The 17,400-nt window shown below is 35.3% G+C and carries 16 protein-coding genes; 14 read left to right on the plus strand and 2 right to left on the minus strand.

All coding sequences use genetic code 11. From position 1 onward, the window contains the following. Position 1: 1 nt before the first annotated feature. The 10 genes from nikB to J5J03_RS18850 all read left to right on the plus strand — a co-directional run bounded on the left by nikB (position 2) and on the right by J5J03_RS18850 (position 9,165). Entirely contained in the window at positions 2-946 is a 945-nt protein-coding gene (nikB, locus tag J5J03_RS18805) for a nickel ABC transporter permease subunit NikB (RefSeq protein WP_208591916.1), read from the plus strand. After that, complete coding sequence (gene nikC / locus J5J03_RS18810; RefSeq protein WP_208591917.1) at positions 943-1,773, plus strand: nickel ABC transporter permease subunit NikC; 831 nt, start codon at positions 943-945, stop codon at positions 1,771-1,773. The genes nikB and nikC overlap by 4 nt, the downstream gene beginning before the upstream one ends. 20 nt (positions 1,774-1,793) lie before the next feature. Beyond that, a complete protein-coding gene (gene nikD, locus J5J03_RS18815) occupies positions 1,794-2,630 on the plus strand; it encodes a nickel import ATP-binding protein NikD (RefSeq protein ID WP_208591918.1) in 837 nt (278 codons plus the stop codon). Positions 2,631-2,635: 5 nt separating this feature from the next. After that, positions 2,636-3,457, plus strand: coding sequence for a nickel import ATP-binding protein NikE (nikE, locus tag J5J03_RS18820; RefSeq protein ID WP_208591919.1), 822 nt, complete (start codon positions 2,636-2,638; stop codon positions 3,455-3,457). Positions 3,458-4,045: 588 nt separating this feature from the next. Further along, positions 4,046-4,681, plus strand: coding sequence for a DUF6088 family protein (locus J5J03_RS18825; protein ID WP_208591920.1), 636 nt, complete (start codon positions 4,046-4,048; stop codon positions 4,679-4,681). Next, positions 4,668-5,657 carry a nucleotidyl transferase AbiEii/AbiGii toxin family protein gene (locus tag J5J03_RS18830; protein ID WP_208591921.1) on the plus strand — a complete coding sequence of 330 codons (990 nt, stop codon included), beginning with the start codon at positions 4,668-4,670 and terminating at the stop codon, positions 5,655-5,657. Before J5J03_RS18825 ends, J5J03_RS18830 begins: the two co-directional genes overlap by 14 nt. A gap of 188 nt (positions 5,658-5,845) precedes the next feature. Continuing rightward, entirely contained in the window at positions 5,846-6,787 is a 942-nt protein-coding gene (locus J5J03_RS18835; RefSeq protein WP_208591922.1) for a glycoside hydrolase family 43 protein, read from the plus strand. Between the two features lie 892 nt (positions 6,788-7,679). Beyond that, positions 7,680-8,384 (plus strand): ferredoxin reductase domain-containing protein, encoded by a 705-nt coding sequence (locus tag J5J03_RS18840; RefSeq protein WP_208591923.1) that lies wholly within the window; start codon positions 7,680-7,682, stop codon positions 8,382-8,384. A 219-nt stretch (positions 8,385-8,603) separates the two neighbouring features. Then, the gene (locus tag J5J03_RS18845; RefSeq protein ID WP_018931982.1) at positions 8,604-8,831 is read left to right on the plus strand and encodes a helix-turn-helix transcriptional regulator; all 228 of its coding nucleotides are present in this window, start codon (positions 8,604-8,606) and stop codon (positions 8,829-8,831) included. After that, positions 8,824-9,165 (plus strand): DUF2178 domain-containing protein, encoded by a 342-nt coding sequence (locus J5J03_RS18850; RefSeq protein ID WP_208591924.1) that lies wholly within the window; start codon positions 8,824-8,826, stop codon positions 9,163-9,165. Before J5J03_RS18845 ends, J5J03_RS18850 begins: the two co-directional genes overlap by 8 nt. Before the next feature lie 329 nt (positions 9,166-9,494). Here J5J03_RS18850 and J5J03_RS18855 read toward each other — a convergent pair whose 3' ends face one another. Continuing rightward, positions 9,495-11,186 carry a hypothetical protein gene (locus tag J5J03_RS18855; protein WP_208591925.1) on the minus strand — a complete coding sequence of 564 codons (1,692 nt, stop codon included), beginning with the start codon at positions 11,184-11,186 and terminating at the stop codon, positions 9,495-9,497. A gap of 510 nt (positions 11,187-11,696) precedes the next feature. On the opposite strand from J5J03_RS18855, the gene J5J03_RS18860 reads away from it, so the two are divergent. Continuing rightward, on the plus strand, positions 11,697-11,990 hold the full coding sequence (locus J5J03_RS18860) for a hypothetical protein (protein ID WP_208591926.1): 294 nt from the start codon (positions 11,697-11,699) through the stop codon (positions 11,988-11,990). Here the strand turns inward: J5J03_RS18860 and J5J03_RS18865 are convergent. Then, complete coding sequence (locus J5J03_RS18865) at positions 11,960-12,784, minus strand: protein kinase domain-containing protein (RefSeq protein ID WP_208591927.1); 825 nt, start codon at positions 12,782-12,784, stop codon at positions 11,960-11,962. The genes J5J03_RS18860 and J5J03_RS18865 overlap by 31 nt on opposite strands. Positions 12,785-13,176: 392 nt before the next feature. Here J5J03_RS18865 and J5J03_RS18870 point away from each other — a divergent pair, with 392 nt between their 5' ends. The 3 genes from J5J03_RS18870 (at position 13,177) to J5J03_RS18880 (ending at position 17,393) form a co-directional block, all read left to right on the plus strand. Next, positions 13,177-13,836: a YesL family protein gene (locus J5J03_RS18870; RefSeq protein ID WP_208591928.1), complete on the plus strand. Its 660-nt coding sequence runs from the start codon at positions 13,177-13,179 to the stop codon at positions 13,834-13,836. A gap of 27 nt (positions 13,837-13,863) precedes the next feature. Further along, the gene (locus J5J03_RS18875) at positions 13,864-16,116 is read left to right on the plus strand and encodes a helix-turn-helix domain-containing protein (RefSeq protein WP_208591929.1); all 2,253 of its coding nucleotides are present in this window, start codon (positions 13,864-13,866) and stop codon (positions 16,114-16,116) included. A 323-nt stretch (positions 16,117-16,439) separates the two neighbouring features. Next, positions 16,440-17,393: an ABC transporter permease gene (locus tag J5J03_RS18880; protein WP_208591930.1), complete on the plus strand. Its 954-nt coding sequence runs from the start codon at positions 16,440-16,442 to the stop codon at positions 17,391-17,393. Positions 17,394-17,400 lie beyond the last annotated feature (7 nt).

The raw sequence follows: 17,400 nt of genomic DNA on the forward strand, positions 1-17,400 counted from the left end.
TATGGGTGTTTATATTTTGAAACGAATCATGACTATTATTCCAATTTTTCTGATAGCAACTTTGCTGACATTTGGAATGATTCACTTATCACCAGTGGATCCTGCTGAAGCATACTTAGCTGCTGCAAATATCCAGCCAACAGAAGAGCTATTGGAACAAACAAGACAGGAGTTTGGTTTAGATAAGCCTCTTCTTGTACAATATATAAACTCCGTTATGAAGATATCCCAATTTGACTTTGGGGTATCTTATGTAACGAATAAACCCGTATGGGAAGAGGTATCTTCTCGAATGCCAGCAACCATTCAGTTAACTGTAGGGAGCCTCATCATAGCAATTCTAGCCAGTATCCCACTTGGGTTTTTAGCAGGTATAAAGAAAAACAGTGGAATCGACCATTTCAGTCGATTTCTCTCTTTTTTTGGGGCATCCATACCTTCCTTTTGGTTTGGATATTTGTTGATCTTTTTCTTTTCTGTAAAACTAGATCTATTCCCAGTAGAGGGGATAGGGACTTGGAAACATTTGGTTTTACCTGCTATCACTTTGGCTTTACCTTTAATCGCTTTATATACTCGGCTATTACGTGCAAGTGTTCTTGAAAGTTTAGAAGAGCCTTATGTGCTTTTCGCCCGAACGAGGGGAATTCATGAAAAGAAAATAATGGGAAAGCATGTATTAAGAATTGCCATATCCCCTATGATTACTGGACTTGGAATGAATTTGGGGAAGCTGATGACAGGTGCTATCATTGTAGAGGCAGTATTTTCTTGGCCAGGATTTGGGCGTTATTTTATTGAGGCAGTTTTTAATCGTGATGTTCCTGTTATTCAATGCTATGTATTGTTAGCTGCTGGTTTATTTCTAATAAGCAACTTAATCGTTGACCTTATTCAAATGTACATTGACCCACGTATCTCAAGAAAAGGAAGGCAGTTCCAATGATTGCAAGTTTGAGTGTATTAGTAAAAAGTCAAAAAGTGATTGTGATATGTTCCTTAATGTTATGCACTTTATTGTTTATCTCGGCCTTTGCTCCTTGGCTTGCTCCTAATGACCCCACTTTAGTTAATTTCGCTCATAAACTTCAGGGCCCTTCCTTGAATTACCCATTAGGAACAGACCACTTAGGAAGATGTACATTTTCACGTATTCTTTTTGGGGCACGGGTTTCACTAGGATTTGCTACTTTGATTTTTATTTCATCTCTAACCATCGGTTTGATCATTGGACTTATTGCAGGTTATAAAGGTGGCTGGGTAGATCAATTGTTAATGAGGTTTGCAGATGGTGTGATGGCATTTCCAGACCTTTTGCTAGTTCTAGGATTAGTTGGTATATGGGGAGCTGGTCTTAAACAAGTTGTACTTGCCTTAATTTTCGTACAATGGGTTTATTATGCAAGAGTGATCCGAGGAGTGGTTCTAAGCCTGAAAGAACAGAACTATATTACTGCTGCTAAAATAAGTGGATCTTCTCAATGGAAGATCATGAAGAAACATATCATTCCTAATGTCCTTCCACCATTAGCGGTAATAGGAACATTGGAAATGGGGTGGGCGATCATGCATTTATCTTCCATGTCCTTTTTAGGTTTAGGTGTGCAACCCCCTATACCAGAGTGGGGAGCCATGATACACGAAGGGAAATCATATATAAGGACAGATCCATTATTAATGGTTTACCCTGGTTTAATGATTATGCTTGTTGTCGTTACCTTTAATTTGTTGGGCGAATCACTATCAGAACGTTTTGGGATTAAACGTCGATAATAAAGAGGACTGATAGAATAATGGAAAAAAAAGGTCAAAATATTTTACAAGTGAGAGACTTAACTGTGCAAGTAAGTACAAAAGCTGGCTTTTCTACACTTGTGCAAAACATTAATTTCGGAATTGAAAAAGGGAAGGTACTGGGACTTGTTGGGGAAAGTGGTAGTGGTAAAACCGTAACAAGTATGTCTATCTTACAGCTGCTTGAACGGAAAAAAACAGAAATTCAAGGAAGCATTACACTAAGAGGACAGGAATTAAATGGGTTAAAAAACAAAGAATTGAGAAAAATTCGCGGGAAGGATATTGCCTTTATTATGCAGAATCCGATGAATGCCTTTACTCCTGTTTTTACGGTGGGTCACCAATTTGTTGAAACGATTAGATCGCATACTTCATTAAATAAGAAACAAGCAAAGGAACTTGCGATTAATATAATGGAAAGTGTAAATTTACCAGATCCCGATAAGATATTAAAAAACTATCCTTTTCAGTTGAGTGGAGGTATGCTTCAGCGTGTAATGATTGCCGTAGCTGCATGCTTAAATCCCACCGTTATTATTGCTGATGAGCCAACTACAGCACTTGATCTTCATAATCAGTTATTAGTACTTCGACTATTAGAGAAAATTCGTTCAGAATACGGAACATCTGTTTTGCTCATTTCACATGATCTTGGAGTGATCTCAGAAATGGCAGATGAAGTCATCGTGATGAAGCAAGGAAGAATTGTTGAATCAGCCAATGTATTTGATTTGTTTGATAATCCAAAACACGAATATACAAAAAAACTGTTAAGAACAAGACCTTCCTTACACGCTAAACAACAACCAATTACCCATCTTGCAAAGGTGTGAAACGAATGAGCCTATTACAAGTAATAGAAGTAAGTCATAGCTATAATTCTAAGAAGCTATTTAAATCGAAGGATACATCTAATAAGGTACTGCATAATATTTCCTTTTCTATTGAAGAAGGAACATGCTTAGGATTACTCGGTACAAGTGGTGCTGGTAAAAGCACTTTAGGGAAAGTGATTCTTGGCATACAACGCCCACAGCAAGGTCAGGTTCTATTTCAAGGATATGATATTTATAATGCGGATAAGATCACTAAAAGCAAAATACGTCGCGATCTACAGGTTGTTTTCCAAGATTCATATTCATCAGTTAATCCCCGAATGACAGCTGAACGTATTATAAGCGAGCCATTAGAGAATTATGAAAAGCTAACCTTAATAGAAAAAAGAAAAACGGTTATTTCTCTATTGGAGCGGGTAGGATTAAATGAAAAGGATTTAAAAAAATACCCTAATCAGTTTAGCGGTGGCCAATTGCAAAGAATTAATATTGCTAGGGCAATCGCTCTTAAGCCGAAGTTAATCGTTTTAGATGAATCGGTTAGTAGTTTGGATATGGTTACACAAGCTTTAATTTTAGAATTATTAAGTGAATTAAAAGACGACTTCGGTTTATCTTATCTTTTTATTACCCATGATATTAAAGCAGCCTTTTCTATTTCTGATAAGATTGGTGTGCTTGAAAAAGGAGAACTTATAGAAAGATACGATTCAAAAGATCAGTTTTTTAAATCTCAACACCCTGCAATAAAACGAATGAGAGATTCTATTCTTGCTGAACATCCACGTGATCGTTCGATTAATCGGAATTCAAGCTTGACATAGTATTGTTGGTTTAATCATGATTGAGCAAGAAATAAACTGAAGACTTAATGTCACAACATATTAAAATGCTGTGACACTTTTTGGTTTAAAGAGGAATTTATATGAGTTTACAAATTTCTACATATTCAAGCACGATGCAGACAGCTTTAACAAATAAACAATACATGTTTTTAGCCGTACTGATTATTATTTTTTAGGTGACAACGCCATTACTTGGCGCTGTGGATACGGCGGTAGTTGATCAACTTCCTAATCCCATTTATATAGGAGGTATGGCGGTTACTAGTATAATATTTAATACATTATACTGGTTGTTCGTTTTTTTAAGAGTTAATACATCAGGTTTCACCTCTCAAGCCCACGGTGCCAACAATCATGTTGAATGACTTTTTGCTTTATTACGCCCCATGTTTATTGCTATAGCTATCGGTGTATTTTTATCCTGTTTCAAGAACCGATTAAATGGTGGCTTTACAGATAGTAATTAAATTTTTGTTTTACAAAAGTAACGTTTGGGAAAAATGAATATTATATACGTTACATTACAGTGAATTGGTGCTATAATAAAGGTGTCAGGAGGAGTGTATGATGAATAGGCTTTATAAAGTTATCTTAGAAGAATATGGATATGATGAGCCTGTATTTACGAAGGATTTAAAAAAGCATCTTGATATGTCAGCCGAAGCCTTACGTCAAAATGTGAAGAGATTGTCTGATAATGGGAATATTATTAAGGTGAAAAATGGCATGTATTACGTCCCAAGAGCTAACAGTGTGTTAAACAAACGTCGTGTAAATATAGATAAATTGATAAGAAGAAGATATATTAAACCGATCGATAAAAATGTTATCGGGTATATTACTGGAACGAATTTTGCGAATCAGCTTGGTTTAACGTCACAAACAGCTAGTGTAACAACCATTGTAACGAATGAAGCAGGTAGACCTGAACGTGAAGTAACATTTGGAAATAAAGTTGTGAGACTAAAGAAGCCAAGAGTTAGAATAAATGATCAGAATTATAAGCTGTTGCAAGTATTAGATTTATTGAGTGATTACGATCGAGTAAGTGAAATCCCATTCGAAAAAGGATCAAGATTAATAAAAAAGTATTTACAAGATTCCGATATCACCATAAGCGAATTAAATCAGTATATAAAAAAATACCCGAGGAAAACATTGGAAAATTTATTGGAAATGGGGCTTTACAATGAACTTGCATGAAAATAAAGAAGTATTCCGAGAAGTTGTTGAAGCTGCATCTGCTGAATTTAACTTGCAACCTTTTCAAGTGGAGAAAGACTATTATGTTTCATTATTATTGAAAAATTTACAGGAGGTCGTGCCTAATTTAGTATTTAAAGGTGGGACCTCTCTTTCAAAGTGTTATAATGTTATCCATCGGTTTTCTGAAGATATTGATCTAACAATAAACTTTGATGGAGATAAGTTAACAAGCGGTCCATTAAAAAGGGAACAACAATTATTGATTCAAGCCACTATAGACACAATAGAAAAACTTGATTTTACTTTATTAAATGACGAGTTAGATGAACCAATACGTTCAAAAAGGCACTTTAATACATATAGAGTAGGTTACAATCGAACGTATAAGGATGAAACCCAGTTTCAAATGCTGGATCATATTTTAATTGAAACTAGCCTAGGATTCAAACCTTTTCCGTGTGAAATAATGCCCGTTAGTAATTACATAACTAAACTTTTAGAAAATGAAAATATAACTTATTTGATTGATGAGTATAATATGTCTCCTTTTTCTATGAGGATTCAAGCAATCGATCGAACATTTTTGGACAAGTTATTTGCTATATGTGACTATCACCATGACAAGGATTATATTCGAAAGTCCAGACATATTTATGATATTCATATGATCTATCAGAGTGGTTTAATAGATTCGGCGAACTTAACATCTCTGATGAGCCAAATAATAGAAACGAGAAGAATGGGGAAGAAAACATACTCCTGCGAGACAGGTTTTAGACCACGAGAGGTTATGCAAGAAATTATTGATAAAGAAGTTTTTAAAGAAGATTACGAAACTAATACAAGAGAATTTTTATCCAAAAAAGTTGACTATGGGACATCTATTGAATCTCTGCAAGAAATTATTATTAGAGGATGGTTACCTGAAGAAATTCCTGAGGATGTAACCAGTCTTGCAACGGATCTACTGTAGTTACTGATCACAGAAAAACCTCTGAAGCTCGCCTTTAGAACGAAAACGATTGAAGAACTCTACAAAAAGAAGGTTTTCGTTTATTAGCAAATCCTTAGCCCTTGAGTATGTCAAAATGAAAGCATCAGAAGCCGAAATATGCAGCTTAGAAAAAAATATACTAGAAAGAAAAGGAGAATGGCACAATCATGCAACCTTTAAACGATTCAACTAGTGATCATTTATACGGTTATCTTTTCGCTCATTTTATCGGAGAACAAAAAAATGGAGAGCAAATTTATTTCGCACTTAGCAAGGATGGCCTTCATTGGCGAGAATTAAATCATAAGCAACCTGTATTATATTCGACAATTGGCGAATGTGGTGTCCGAGATCCATTCTTGATTCGTAGTCATGATGATAGTCGCTTTTATTTACTTGCTACGGATCTTAGTATCTATCACCGAGGTGGTTGGCACAATACCGAGGCCACCGTGACAGGTAGCCATTCTATCATTATTTGGGAATCATTTGATCTTGTTAATTGGTCCGAACCATGGAAAGTGGAAGTGGCACCAAAAGAAGCAGGGTGTGCATGGGCACCAGAAGCGATTTATGACGAAGAAAATGATGATTTTCTCGTTTTTTGGGCTTCTAGTATCGGCACTGGTATCCATATTTACGCGAGTAAAACAAGAGATTTTCGCACCTTTACGAAGCCTGAACTTTATATCACACGAGGTGAAGATAAAACGATCATTGATACGACGATCATAAAGGTAAAGGATACCTATTATCGGGCATCTGGTGATGGACAAATTACCATTGAAAAAAGTCAACATTTAATGGGAGACTGGGAAGTTATATCTACTTTGCAATCTTTAGGTTTTGGGTTTACTGGTGAAGATGTAGAAGGGCCACAATTCTTTAAATTTAATGGGGAAGACAAATGGGGATTAATCGTTGATCAGTATGCAACCGATAAAGGATATTTACCATTCATTACATCAGATATTGGAGATACGTCTGGATCAAAGTGGCAGATGCTAAAACCACAGGCATTTTCATTCGGAAGCTTGAAGAAACGCCATGGAACGATTTTACCCATTACGAAAAAAGAGTATGATGAAATAGTTGCGAAATGGGGATGAGCATATCAGGAGAATAAATTTTTTCGGATTTTGGTGATTCACTGCATTTCAAAATGGATGTATCATAACTTGTCCATTTGCTATCCAGAGCTTCATGTTTGGACAGATGAACACGTAAGGAATAAATGAAGTTGTCACTACCCATAGTTGAACCCCTCCTATGAATCAAATTTTTTATTGTTTTTGTATATCACGTAAATAAGGTTTATGATCACTATTAATAATGATCCGCTTAATGCTCCTAATATAAAGTATGAATTAAGGTCTATTAACAGATTTCCAATTATCCCTCCAATAAAAACTATGAGTGCATATACACTAAAACGCCAATCAGAAGAAAAAATCTGTTTCATATTTCCATACTCCCTTCTTTAAAGTTGTATGCGTATTTAATCTCCAGATTGTTCCGCTATTTTTGAATCTTAATACATCCAGTTATTTTCATTGTAACATCCTTCATATTACATACTTTGTGATTTTGTTGTATTAACGATTAAATTTTCTGGTTATATGGGAACGAACATAAAAAACACAGGATCTTTTTACAACTTCTTGAATGCTTTAAAGACTATCCCAGGAAACTCAAACATTTACTGATACAAAAGTAGTGTAAAAACTACCAATCCAAACAGACTATAAAATAATGGATTACAAGGATCCCGAATTGGATAGAGGAAAGTTGAAATTCCGTTAAAATAAATCAAAGCATGATTGGCAGTAGGCAGTAAACTGACGAAGCACATGCAACTGACAACTAGTGATTACAGCCAATGAAAGGTTTTAGTAGATTTATTTAAGATAGAATCTGAATCAGGCTGTTTAATTGAGAATTGTTATCACTTGCTGTATAGTAGATAGTAACAATATCATAATGTAGTAAGGAGAATATAACATGCAAATATACTGGACTAAAATAAATAAGATCATAGAAGAAACACCTGAGGTAAAAACGTACCTGCTCGACTGTCCGGAAGACTTTACATGGGAAGAAGGTTCCCACACCCACTTCGCACTGGAAGGATTTAATGCCGGAGATAAACCAAATCGTAGTTTGATTCGTCACATGTCCATTTCCACTCTACCACATGAAAATTCAATCGGTATTACAACACGGATCAGAGAGCAGTGTTCTGAATTTAAATCGATTTTAAGAAATATGGAGATCGGCCATGAAGTGGCAATATTTAAAACACATTCGAATGTACCACTTAAAAGAGAAGACAAAAATGTTTACTTGCTGTCATCTGGTGTCGGCCTGGCAACTTTCAGACCGCTTGTACTGGATTATTTCGAACGTGCTGACAACGTCAATCACATTCATTCCTTGAACATTGATTCATCAAGAGATTTTTTATTCACCAATATTTTTCAATCTACACCTGACAAGAAGTTCACAGCACAGTTTGTTGATAACCGTAAAGAATACTATGAAGAAGTGAAAAATCTTGCTGCAGACAAGGATGGTCTTTTCTATGTTGTCGGCAGTGATGAATTCCTTGTTCAGAACATAGAAGTACTTCGTGAGCAGGGCATCAAGCCGGAACAGATCATGCTCGACAAGCACGAACAATCACGACCTGAGTTTTTAAATTTTTAAAAAGAAGATTATCTTTGTGGAAGTCCCCAAGCCTAGTTCCTCCGTATAAATAAGGAGGAATTAGGCTTTTTTATGAAGTTAACGCACACGTAAATGGGTATGAAGAACGTCTAGGAAAGTTGTACGAATCAAAAGATTGGATAAGTTTATTGTTAATTTGTATAAGTATACTTTACTTTTATAAAGAAGAAGTTTATAATTTCTATAGAGGTGATGATAATGAAAGGGAATTTTGATGATTCGATATCCAATAAAGTTTATGAATATCGAGTCCTTGCCAGAATGTCTCAGCGGGAGCTGGCAGAGAAAGTTGGTGTTTCTAAACAAACCATTTTTGTAATGGAAAAAGGAAATTATGTTCCTACGTTACTACTTGCCTTTCGTATTGCTGATTTCTTTGAAGTTGATGTGAACGATATTTTTACTTATGAGAAAGGAAATGATTAAAATGAAAATGGAATCTATCTTTGATCCTTTAAGAACCTGGGCAGAAGAATCACCTGGTAATTGGAATATCCTCCTTGGTAGTGGTTTTGTATTGCTTGTAGTTGGAATGATTCTAGTATTCGTATTTATGAAGAAAATGGGTAAAGGTGATGAAAGAACAAATCAAATATATTTAAAAAGCACCCTTGTTATGTTATTTGGAGTAATTTTGTGCGACTTGATTTTCCCAAAAGAATATATGTGGCAAATTTTCTTCCTATTTAAATACTCTCTGGCATTCATCGCTTCAGGAATCTATCTAGCTATTCAATATAAAAGAGATTTTTTAAACTAACCAGATTAGTGCAAAAACAAAAGTATATGAAATAGGAATAAGGAAAAGGATGTGTAAGGATCGAGAATGTAGGTGATGAAATGGTTGGTACTTTCTTCATTTCATTGCTCGCTTTGATCGTATCGCTGATCAAACGAAAATAGATCTCCCTATTAACCAACCAAGTGAGTAGGAAAGATCTATTTTTGATAGCCGATCTCTCTAGGAACCGCTAATCCATAACCCGTAGTGCCCACTACGGGTTATGGAAATGGTCATCATCATACCATATGATCATCACCAAACACGGGGAAAAGCCAATTTCCCTCTCTCATGAACCTGATTCCCTGTTAATGCGCATTTCGATAATGTCCATTTTTCTTCTTCTCGCTATATTCAGTCTTTAACCAACCTTTTGGACTCTGGTTGATTTTGTTAGCTCCAGCATATTCCTTAACCGTATCTACCACACGATTTAACGGAATGACATTATAGGAATAAGGAAGTTGCTCATCATATTTATATTCAAACGTAAAAGGTTCAGACGGTGGGTTCATTTTTTCCATATCTTCACTTCCGACAATATGGGAAGACCAGGCCCAGTTTCCGATGGTTGCTTTATCATGCCAAATAAAGCCGGTAGTAAATAAGTTTTCACCATTATTGTCCCAACTGCTTCCTGTATACGTTCCATATTGGTTCGTTACTTTGGAGTTTACGATTAAATTTCGGTTATAGGCGTGCTGGAAAAGCTCCGCCCATTGGTCATCCATGTTCTTCGTATCTAACCCTTGAATCTCCGCACCGATAATTGGTTCGTTCATGTCATGGAATACAGAAGTATCTGTTGCGATTGAAGCTCCATTTCTTGCATTAAGTGCTCGGGAAAGTTGATCTCTTCCATGTTCCGCAATAGCAGTTACATTATCCAAGACATTCTGGTGTGTGGAGTTATCAAGATACAAGTTGTATGCATGGCCTGTCCCCTGTCGGATCATCGGAACTCGCTGACCGACATTTGTATATTGGTTATAAGCAAGGGTTAACCGGATTCTTTGATTACCATCTTTATAATTCATTCCACTGCTACTTACATAATCCACATAATCTTTATCCCCTGAGCCAGTTAAGTGTACTTTGCTGTGATAGGCAGCATATGCCATAATTTGCTCTTTCGTTGCACCATCATTACGCATGTTGTAGTATACACTGTCTGATCCTAGTTCATTTGCAACGTAAGCTTCTTCCATATATTGAATTGATTGATAGATATCACTATCCTTTGCTGGATGTTCACTAGCAGGTAAACCGAATTTAGACCAGGAGATGGTAATGTTAGAGCCACCATTTTCGGTATCAATTAGTCCATCTGATGCAATCGAGAATTGACAATGGTCAATCCATACGTTGTTGGCACCATTCACTTTAATAAAAGTCCAGCCTACTTCCTTATGTCTCCCCGTATCATCCCATTGCCACATGCCGTCAAAATTTAAATTACGGATAACAATATCATTGGATGATCGTTGTAAATTGATTTCCGCGCTTCTGATGGTTTTCCCTTTTTTAGAAAAGATCGTTAGTCCATCCACATTATTTACATCCAATTGCGAAACCCCGGAGGATGCTAGCTTTGGATTGGTGAATCCGTTGGTGGGTTCTCGGTATGCTCTTATAAAGCGATACTTCTTCGTTTCTTCTTCAGTTAGATTTAATGCTTTCCATCCCAGGTTAAGATCCTTTGCTATTTCAATTACTTTAACGTCTCCATTTCCGGCATCCAATAGTGCCTGTAGAAACTCTCTTTCTGTTTTGACTTTACGATAATAAGAAGTATCCATGTATTCACTTCGATCATGAACTCCTGATGATGCATAGCCAGTTACGGATAGATAACTATTGTCATAGTCTTTGAAGTGTCTTTCTGTGTTTGGTATCGAATCGATTGCTGCTGCATTTGTAACACCATTACCAATGAATAGTAATGGCGAAATAAATAATGATAGCAATAATAACCAAATTAGTGGTCTTTTCGTAGTCATTCAATTTCCTCCTTCATAAAATATACATATAGGTTGGGATCAGGATGTTCCTTTGTTTATTCTAGCATCACCTCTTTTAGGTTTTGTAAGCCTTTTCATATTGTTATATGAAAACACCCTGTTATTTTCATTGTAACAACCTTGATATTACATATTTGATAGTTTTGTTGTGTTAACGATTACATTTTCTGTTTCTATAGGGATAATGGGTCAGACTCCGAGCCTACCCTTTTGGAACAGAACTCCAAATAGTCTTATTACTATCTTCTTCTCAATATCCATATAATTTTGTTATTCTTCCTTTGCCATAAATTTGCATAATCCCTAGGAATAGCGGTGCAGAATTGTCCACTAGTCGCTTAAATCTAGTAAGCCACTTAGTCGGAGAGACAAAGAGCGTCTCACTCGAAAAAGTTGAAACATTGTTATAAATTAATCGTATATACCATAAAGGAGGGAACCCGATGTTTAAAAAGTTCCTAAAAGGCATTTCTCATGAGATGAAAAAGCGTGGTAGTAGCAGTCGTCGATCTAGATATCATCGTTATAGCTCTAGCAGTAGAAAAAAGAGAAAGTATTTTGGAAGCAGTAGTGACAGGCGCGGAAGATATCCCTATCATGGCTCACATCGTTATCGGCAAAAAAGACATTACTCAAGCAGTAGCTGATTCTTACTCGTATCACAAACAATCAAACTCGATCTGGCGGGGAGAGCAACAATTCCCACCAAATCGAGTGTTAACTTATTGGAAGCATATAAGAACTGTCTGTAGTTATGATTCTACTCTTACCGAGCTTGCGTGAGTCTCACTTTCTGAAAGTAGAGTTATGGCTTCCACTATATCAGTCAGAACATCTTCACATCGTCGGTACGGCTCGTCAATCTGAAGCAATCTTTTAAGCAGGTGAGTTGTTTTTGGATCAAGGCTCAATTCTTCAGTCCAAGGTCTATCCTTCTTAGTTTCCTCATCATAAGAAGAGTAGAGTAGAAAAAGCAGAAAATCCCCTAGGTCAAAAAAATCCTCCTGTACTAAATGTTCTTGCTGTTCTCTCGCCTTGTTATCGGTATGTAGGTTGAGTGCCAACCCAAAGTCGATCAGACATAACTTACCATGATGAACTAGTACATTCGGGATTCGGATATCTCCATGGACCACTCCTTTTTCATGGAGATAACAAATAATCGAGGTTAATTGTTTTAGCATTTTCAAACATTCGATCTCATTGTACTTCTGCTCAGAGTCAAATAACGCATCTTCTATATTCTTCCCCTCGATAAATTCCATTGAAAAGAACTGCTTATCCTGATACACGAACGTGTCTATCAGTTTGGGAATCGCTAGATGATCTAGCATCTGCAAAATAGCTGTCTCCTGCTTGTAATTTTCCACGTTTTCTTTCTTCTTGCTTTTTCGCATCTGTTTAACCACACATCTTTGCTGGCTATCCAGGTCCCAGCATAAATAAATGATGCCATAACTGCCATTCTGTAATACTTTTTCAATCTTGTATCGTTGACCCAACGTCTGATCTATGGCGTATTGATGATCCATCATTGCTTGACGCGCCTTTTTGATTATCCAATGTATCGCTTCCATATGCACCTCTATAAATTATGTTTTGTTGTATTATAGCAAACTTCACTATTTGGGGGTCAACCAGCAAAATGCGGAAACATACGCTAAGGATTTATTCAGAAAACCAGTGAGAATATCACGTGTTAGACATGGAAATGAAAGAAGATGTGAATGGTAATCCAATGTTTAGCGATACTTATACTGTTATCTCTAAAATATAAGTCAATTTCGCAAACAAACACAAGCAAGCGAAGCGGGTAAAACAATGACTACAAATAACAGCCCAAGCTAGAAATATGACCTTCTATAACTTCACTGAGAAGACTAGATACATACTTTTATTTTGAAAGGGCTTTCTTTTTAACGTGTTTTTTTGCTATGATAGAAATAATATCAAGATAGGGGGATGTATCATGATAGCAATTAATGGATTCTTCAAATATTTATATATATTTGGGTATTGGTTAGGCAAGGTAATGGTTTTACATATATATTGGCTTGTATCCACATTATTAGGTATGGGGTTATTCGGATTTGCTCCTGCAACGATTGCTTTAACATCTGTTATTTATAAATGGTTCACAGTTGATCCAGACATATCCATTACCAAAGAATTTTGGCACGTATATAAAAAGAATTTCGTAAAAGCAAACATAGTATTTTTAGGCTGGGCATGTATTGGCTTATTTTTATACATGGATTACTTTGTGTCCAAGACCTATATTCAAAATTTTTATTTTCATGCGATTTTGTTAGTCCTAATCAGTGTATGTGTCACTAGTTTCTCCTATTTCTTAATTGTCTTTGTTCGATATGAATTATCAATTGTACAATATTTTAAACAAGCCTTCTTGATTGCTCTGGCTCGACCATTGGAGGCCGTTGCAATATTACTCTCTTTGCTTATTTTATATTATTTATATATGTACCTTCCAGCTCTTACTGCTTTTGTTGGAGTACCATTAACGTTATATCCGATTCTATGGTTTTCTTACCGTGCCTGTTTAGCAGTAGAAGAAAATAAAGAGAAGATAGAACAGAAAAGTAAAACCCCCTCCTATGGAAGGAGTTAATGGATTGTATTGCGAGGAGGTCATCCCTTGTTTAAATCTAAATTATTTGTTAATTATATTGTTTCGTATTTAATGGTCTTTTTTGTACCTTTTGTTATTATGAGTTCCATTATTTATCTGCATTCTGTTAATAACTTGAAATCAGAGATTGAACAATCTAATTTAGCGAAATTAGAACAAGTTGCTACCATTACAAATGAGCGAATGAGCGAATTAGAATCTCTGTCGACTAGAATTGCACATGATCCAAGACTAACCCCATATATGATTAATCATCCATATTATGGTTTAGAAGCGGTAGCGGAATTAAAGAAATATAAAGCGAATAGTTCACTAGTAGATGAAATATTAATCTTCTATCACCATAGTAATACGATTTATTCTTCTGAGGGATCATTTAGTATCCAAGCTTTTTTAAATAAATATCCATTTTATGATGTAAATCTAGATGATTTCGGAGAGATGCTTCATACAACAATTCCTAATAATGTGCTATTTGAAAAACTAAACAGTAATGGAGAAAAAGTAAACTATGTTGCCTATTTTTCGCCAATTACATTAGATAGTAATAGTACATATGGATCTGTTTTTTATTTAATTAATGAGAGACGCTTGAATGAATTAATTGAGAACGTGATGGGCGATTTTAAAGGTAATTCTTATATTGTATCAAGAAATAACAATATACTTGCTTCTACGATAAAAGATCAATCAGTCAATATTCATGATGTATCAATAGATAAGAGTGAATATAGAAGGATCAACCAGATTGAATTAAATAATAATAATTACTCTTTAGCAGCAGTGGAATCTCCAGTTTCTGAATGGAAATTCGTAACCATCATGGAGACGGCGCAATTTTTTGAGCGGTTGTCTGATACGCGCTTATTAATATTCCTTCTGTGTGTAAGTGTATTCCTTATTGGGGGATTATTAGCTATTTTTCTTGCGAGAAAGCAATATAATCCAATTCGTTCACTATTTAACTCTGTTAGTCATAATCGAAAAATTGGTGCGACAGTGAATGAATTAGAAACCATTAAACAAACTGTTACATCTGTATTTGAAGATCATGAGAAACTAAGTGAAACCGTTTATAAACATCAATCGTTCGTAAGAGATCAATTTATTACGAAAATATTAAAAGGTGATTTTCGTACGGAAGAAGAGATTACTAGTTATAATAGTACGTTACACTTAGACATCGAAGGAGATTATTATGCATCACTTATTATCTCTTTAGAGAGTGGTCGTTCTTCTTCCAAAAAACTGATCGAGAAGGAAACCATTTATGAAATGGTGAATAGTACGGAGCTAGCTGATGTGAAAGCATTTGGTGTAGATTTATTGTATGTAAACGGGATCGCGTTGATCATTAAAATGAATGGTGATTTCGAAACAGCTTCAGTGAAACGTCGTAACTTTGTTGAAAAGTTAAGAGCTGAGTCCAAAGAGAAGTTAAGTATAAGACCGATTATTAGTACAGGTTCTATTGTTCATGATATCACGGTAGTGAATAGATCATATATTGAAGCATTAGCAGCTTTGGAGTATAAATATTATTATGCACAAGGTAGTTGCATTTATTTTGAGGAGATTGAAAAAGAACCAACTGCGTCATTAGGTTATCCAAAAGACGAATTACTCAAAATTGTGCAGAGTATTAAGCATGGTGATGCGCAAGTTGCTAAAGAATCGCTTATTTCTATAGTGGATACGATAAAACATCAAGAAATATCGCATTCTTTTTTGAGGGCAATTAGCTTTGACATTATTAACACTGTTATTAAGACCATATCAGAAGTTGGTATTAAGCCAAGCCAAAATCAATTAGAAGTTATTTTTGATTTTCAATCCATTGAAGAATTGCACAGTGAGCTGGATAAATTGATTGTACAAACGTGTGATGAAGTGAATAGCAATAAAAAGAGTCATAATGATCAGTTGAAAAATGATCTTATTGCCTATTTAGATAAACATTACCATTTGTATGATTTATCTTTAGAAAAAATCGCATTAGAATTTCATTTATCTGCCTCATATGTAAGCAGATTTATTAAGGAACAAACAGGTTCTAATTTTAAACAATATGTGCAAAATTTGCGTATCGAAAAAGTGAAACAAGATTTAATCCACACAGATGTACCGATAAAGAGTATCGTGATCGATGTAGGATATAAAGATGTCGCTAACTTCACTAGGAAGTTTAAAAATATTGTTGGTATGACCCCAGGAAAATACCGTCAATATTACAAGGAAGGAGAAACAGAAGAAATATAAAGGGATACAAAAAAGAGGAGTGAACTGCTTATTTAAAAGTAGTTCACTCTTCTTTCTATGTAGAAAAGCGGAATTCACCGTTAAAGCAGCACTAACAAGTGATAATATGACATATGTCAAAATTAACATAGAGGTAAAGTTTCACATATTAGCAAACTTTGAAAACGTTATCTGACAAGGGATTTGAAAGGTAATAAGGAAAAGATGACAATTAAAAACAAAAACAACATATTGATAACGCTTACAACCTGTAGCTATGATGGTATCAGATAGCAGAAAGCAGAAAGCGAATGACCAAGTAGGGAAAAGGAGGAATGTGATACATGAGCAGTCTAGAGTCCGCAGTATCGAATAAAGAAAAAATTAAAGTGAAGACAAAGAAGAATAGAAAAATAATTCAGAATTGGCAGCTATATATTTTTATTTTGCCAGCATTCACCTATTTTATTATTTTTCATTATGTACCAATGTACGGTATTCAAATAGCATTTAAAGATTATGTCCCATCCTTAGGGTTTTTAGGAAGTGAATGGGTAGGGTTTAAACATTTTATACGTTTCTTCGATTCCTACTATTTCTGGGACTTATTAAAAAACACATTAGGAATCAGTATTTACGAATTAGTGGTAGGTTTCCCGTTACCAATCATATTAGCTCTATTATTAAATGAAGCAAAAGACGGGCTTTATAAACGAACTGTTCAAACAGTTACATATGCACCACACTTTATCTCTGTTGTAGTTATTTCAGGTATGATTATTGCTTTCTTATCTCCTACAACAGGTATTATCAATCATATTATTGCATTTTTCGGCTTTGAACCAATCGCTTTTATGAGTGATCCAGCGTGGTTTAAAACCGTCTATGTACTATCAGGTGTGTGGCAAAGTACTGGTTGGGGTACCATCATTTATTTAGCGGCATTATCTGGTGTTGACCCGCAGCAACATGAAGCGGCAATTGTAGATGGGGCATCAAGATTGCAGCGTATTTTGTATATTAATATTCCAACATTAGTACCGACAATGGTTATATTGTTAATTATGAATTTGGGAAATATTATGGCACTAGGTTTTGAAAAAATCCTATTATTACAGAATCCATTAAATATGGAATCGTCCAATGTAATTGCGACATTTGTTTATCAAGCAGGTTTATTAGATGCACAATATAGCTTTGCAGCAGCCGTAGGTTTATTTAATGCAGTCATTAATGCAATTTTATTAATAGCTGTTAATCAAATTGCAAGGAAAACAAGTGAAACAAGCTTATGGTAAAGGGGTG

The sequence above is a fragment of the Gracilibacillus suaedae genome (genome assembly GCF_017599345.1).
Classification (GTDB): domain Bacteria; phylum Bacillota; class Bacilli; order Bacillales; family Amphibacillaceae; genus Gracilibacillus; species Gracilibacillus suaedae.

Bases quoted from the DNA above. Each gene is read 5' to 3' on its own strand.
- J5J03_RS18845 (WP_018931982.1), top strand. From the start codon at position 8,604: ATGAAAGGGAATTTTGATGATTCGATATCCAATAAAGTTTATGAATAT.
- nikC (WP_208591917.1), top strand. From the start codon at position 943: ATGATTGCAAGTTTGAGTGTATTAGTAAAAAGTCAAAAAGTGATTGTG.
- J5J03_RS18835 (WP_208591922.1), top strand. From the start codon at position 5,846: ATGCAACCTTTAAACGATTCAACTAGTGATCATTTATACGGTTATCTT.
- J5J03_RS18855 (WP_208591925.1), bottom strand. From the start codon at position 11,186: ATGACTACGAAAAGACCACTAATTTGGTTATTATTGCTATCATTATTT.
- J5J03_RS18840 (WP_208591923.1), top strand. From the start codon at position 7,680: ATGCAAATATACTGGACTAAAATAAATAAGATCATAGAAGAAACACCT.
- nikE (WP_208591919.1), top strand. From the start codon at position 2,636: ATGAGCCTATTACAAGTAATAGAAGTAAGTCATAGCTATAATTCTAAG.
- J5J03_RS18865 (WP_208591927.1), bottom strand. From the start codon at position 12,784: ATGGAAGCGATACATTGGATAATCAAAAAGGCGCGTCAAGCAATGATG.
- J5J03_RS18825 (WP_208591920.1), top strand. From the start codon at position 4,046: ATGAATAGGCTTTATAAAGTTATCTTAGAAGAATATGGATATGATGAG.
- nikB (WP_208591916.1), top strand. From the start codon at position 2: ATGGGTGTTTATATTTTGAAACGAATCATGACTATTATTCCAATTTTT.
- nikD (WP_208591918.1), top strand. From the start codon at position 1,794: ATGGAAAAAAAAGGTCAAAATATTTTACAAGTGAGAGACTTAACTGTG.
- J5J03_RS18850 (WP_208591924.1), top strand. From the start codon at position 8,824: ATGATTAAAATGAAAATGGAATCTATCTTTGATCCTTTAAGAACCTGG.
- J5J03_RS18870 (WP_208591928.1), top strand. From the start codon at position 13,177: ATGATAGCAATTAATGGATTCTTCAAATATTTATATATATTTGGGTAT.
- J5J03_RS18830 (WP_208591921.1), top strand. From the start codon at position 4,668: ATGAACTTGCATGAAAATAAAGAAGTATTCCGAGAAGTTGTTGAAGCT.
- J5J03_RS18880 (WP_208591930.1), top strand. From the start codon at position 16,440: ATGAGCAGTCTAGAGTCCGCAGTATCGAATAAAGAAAAAATTAAAGTG.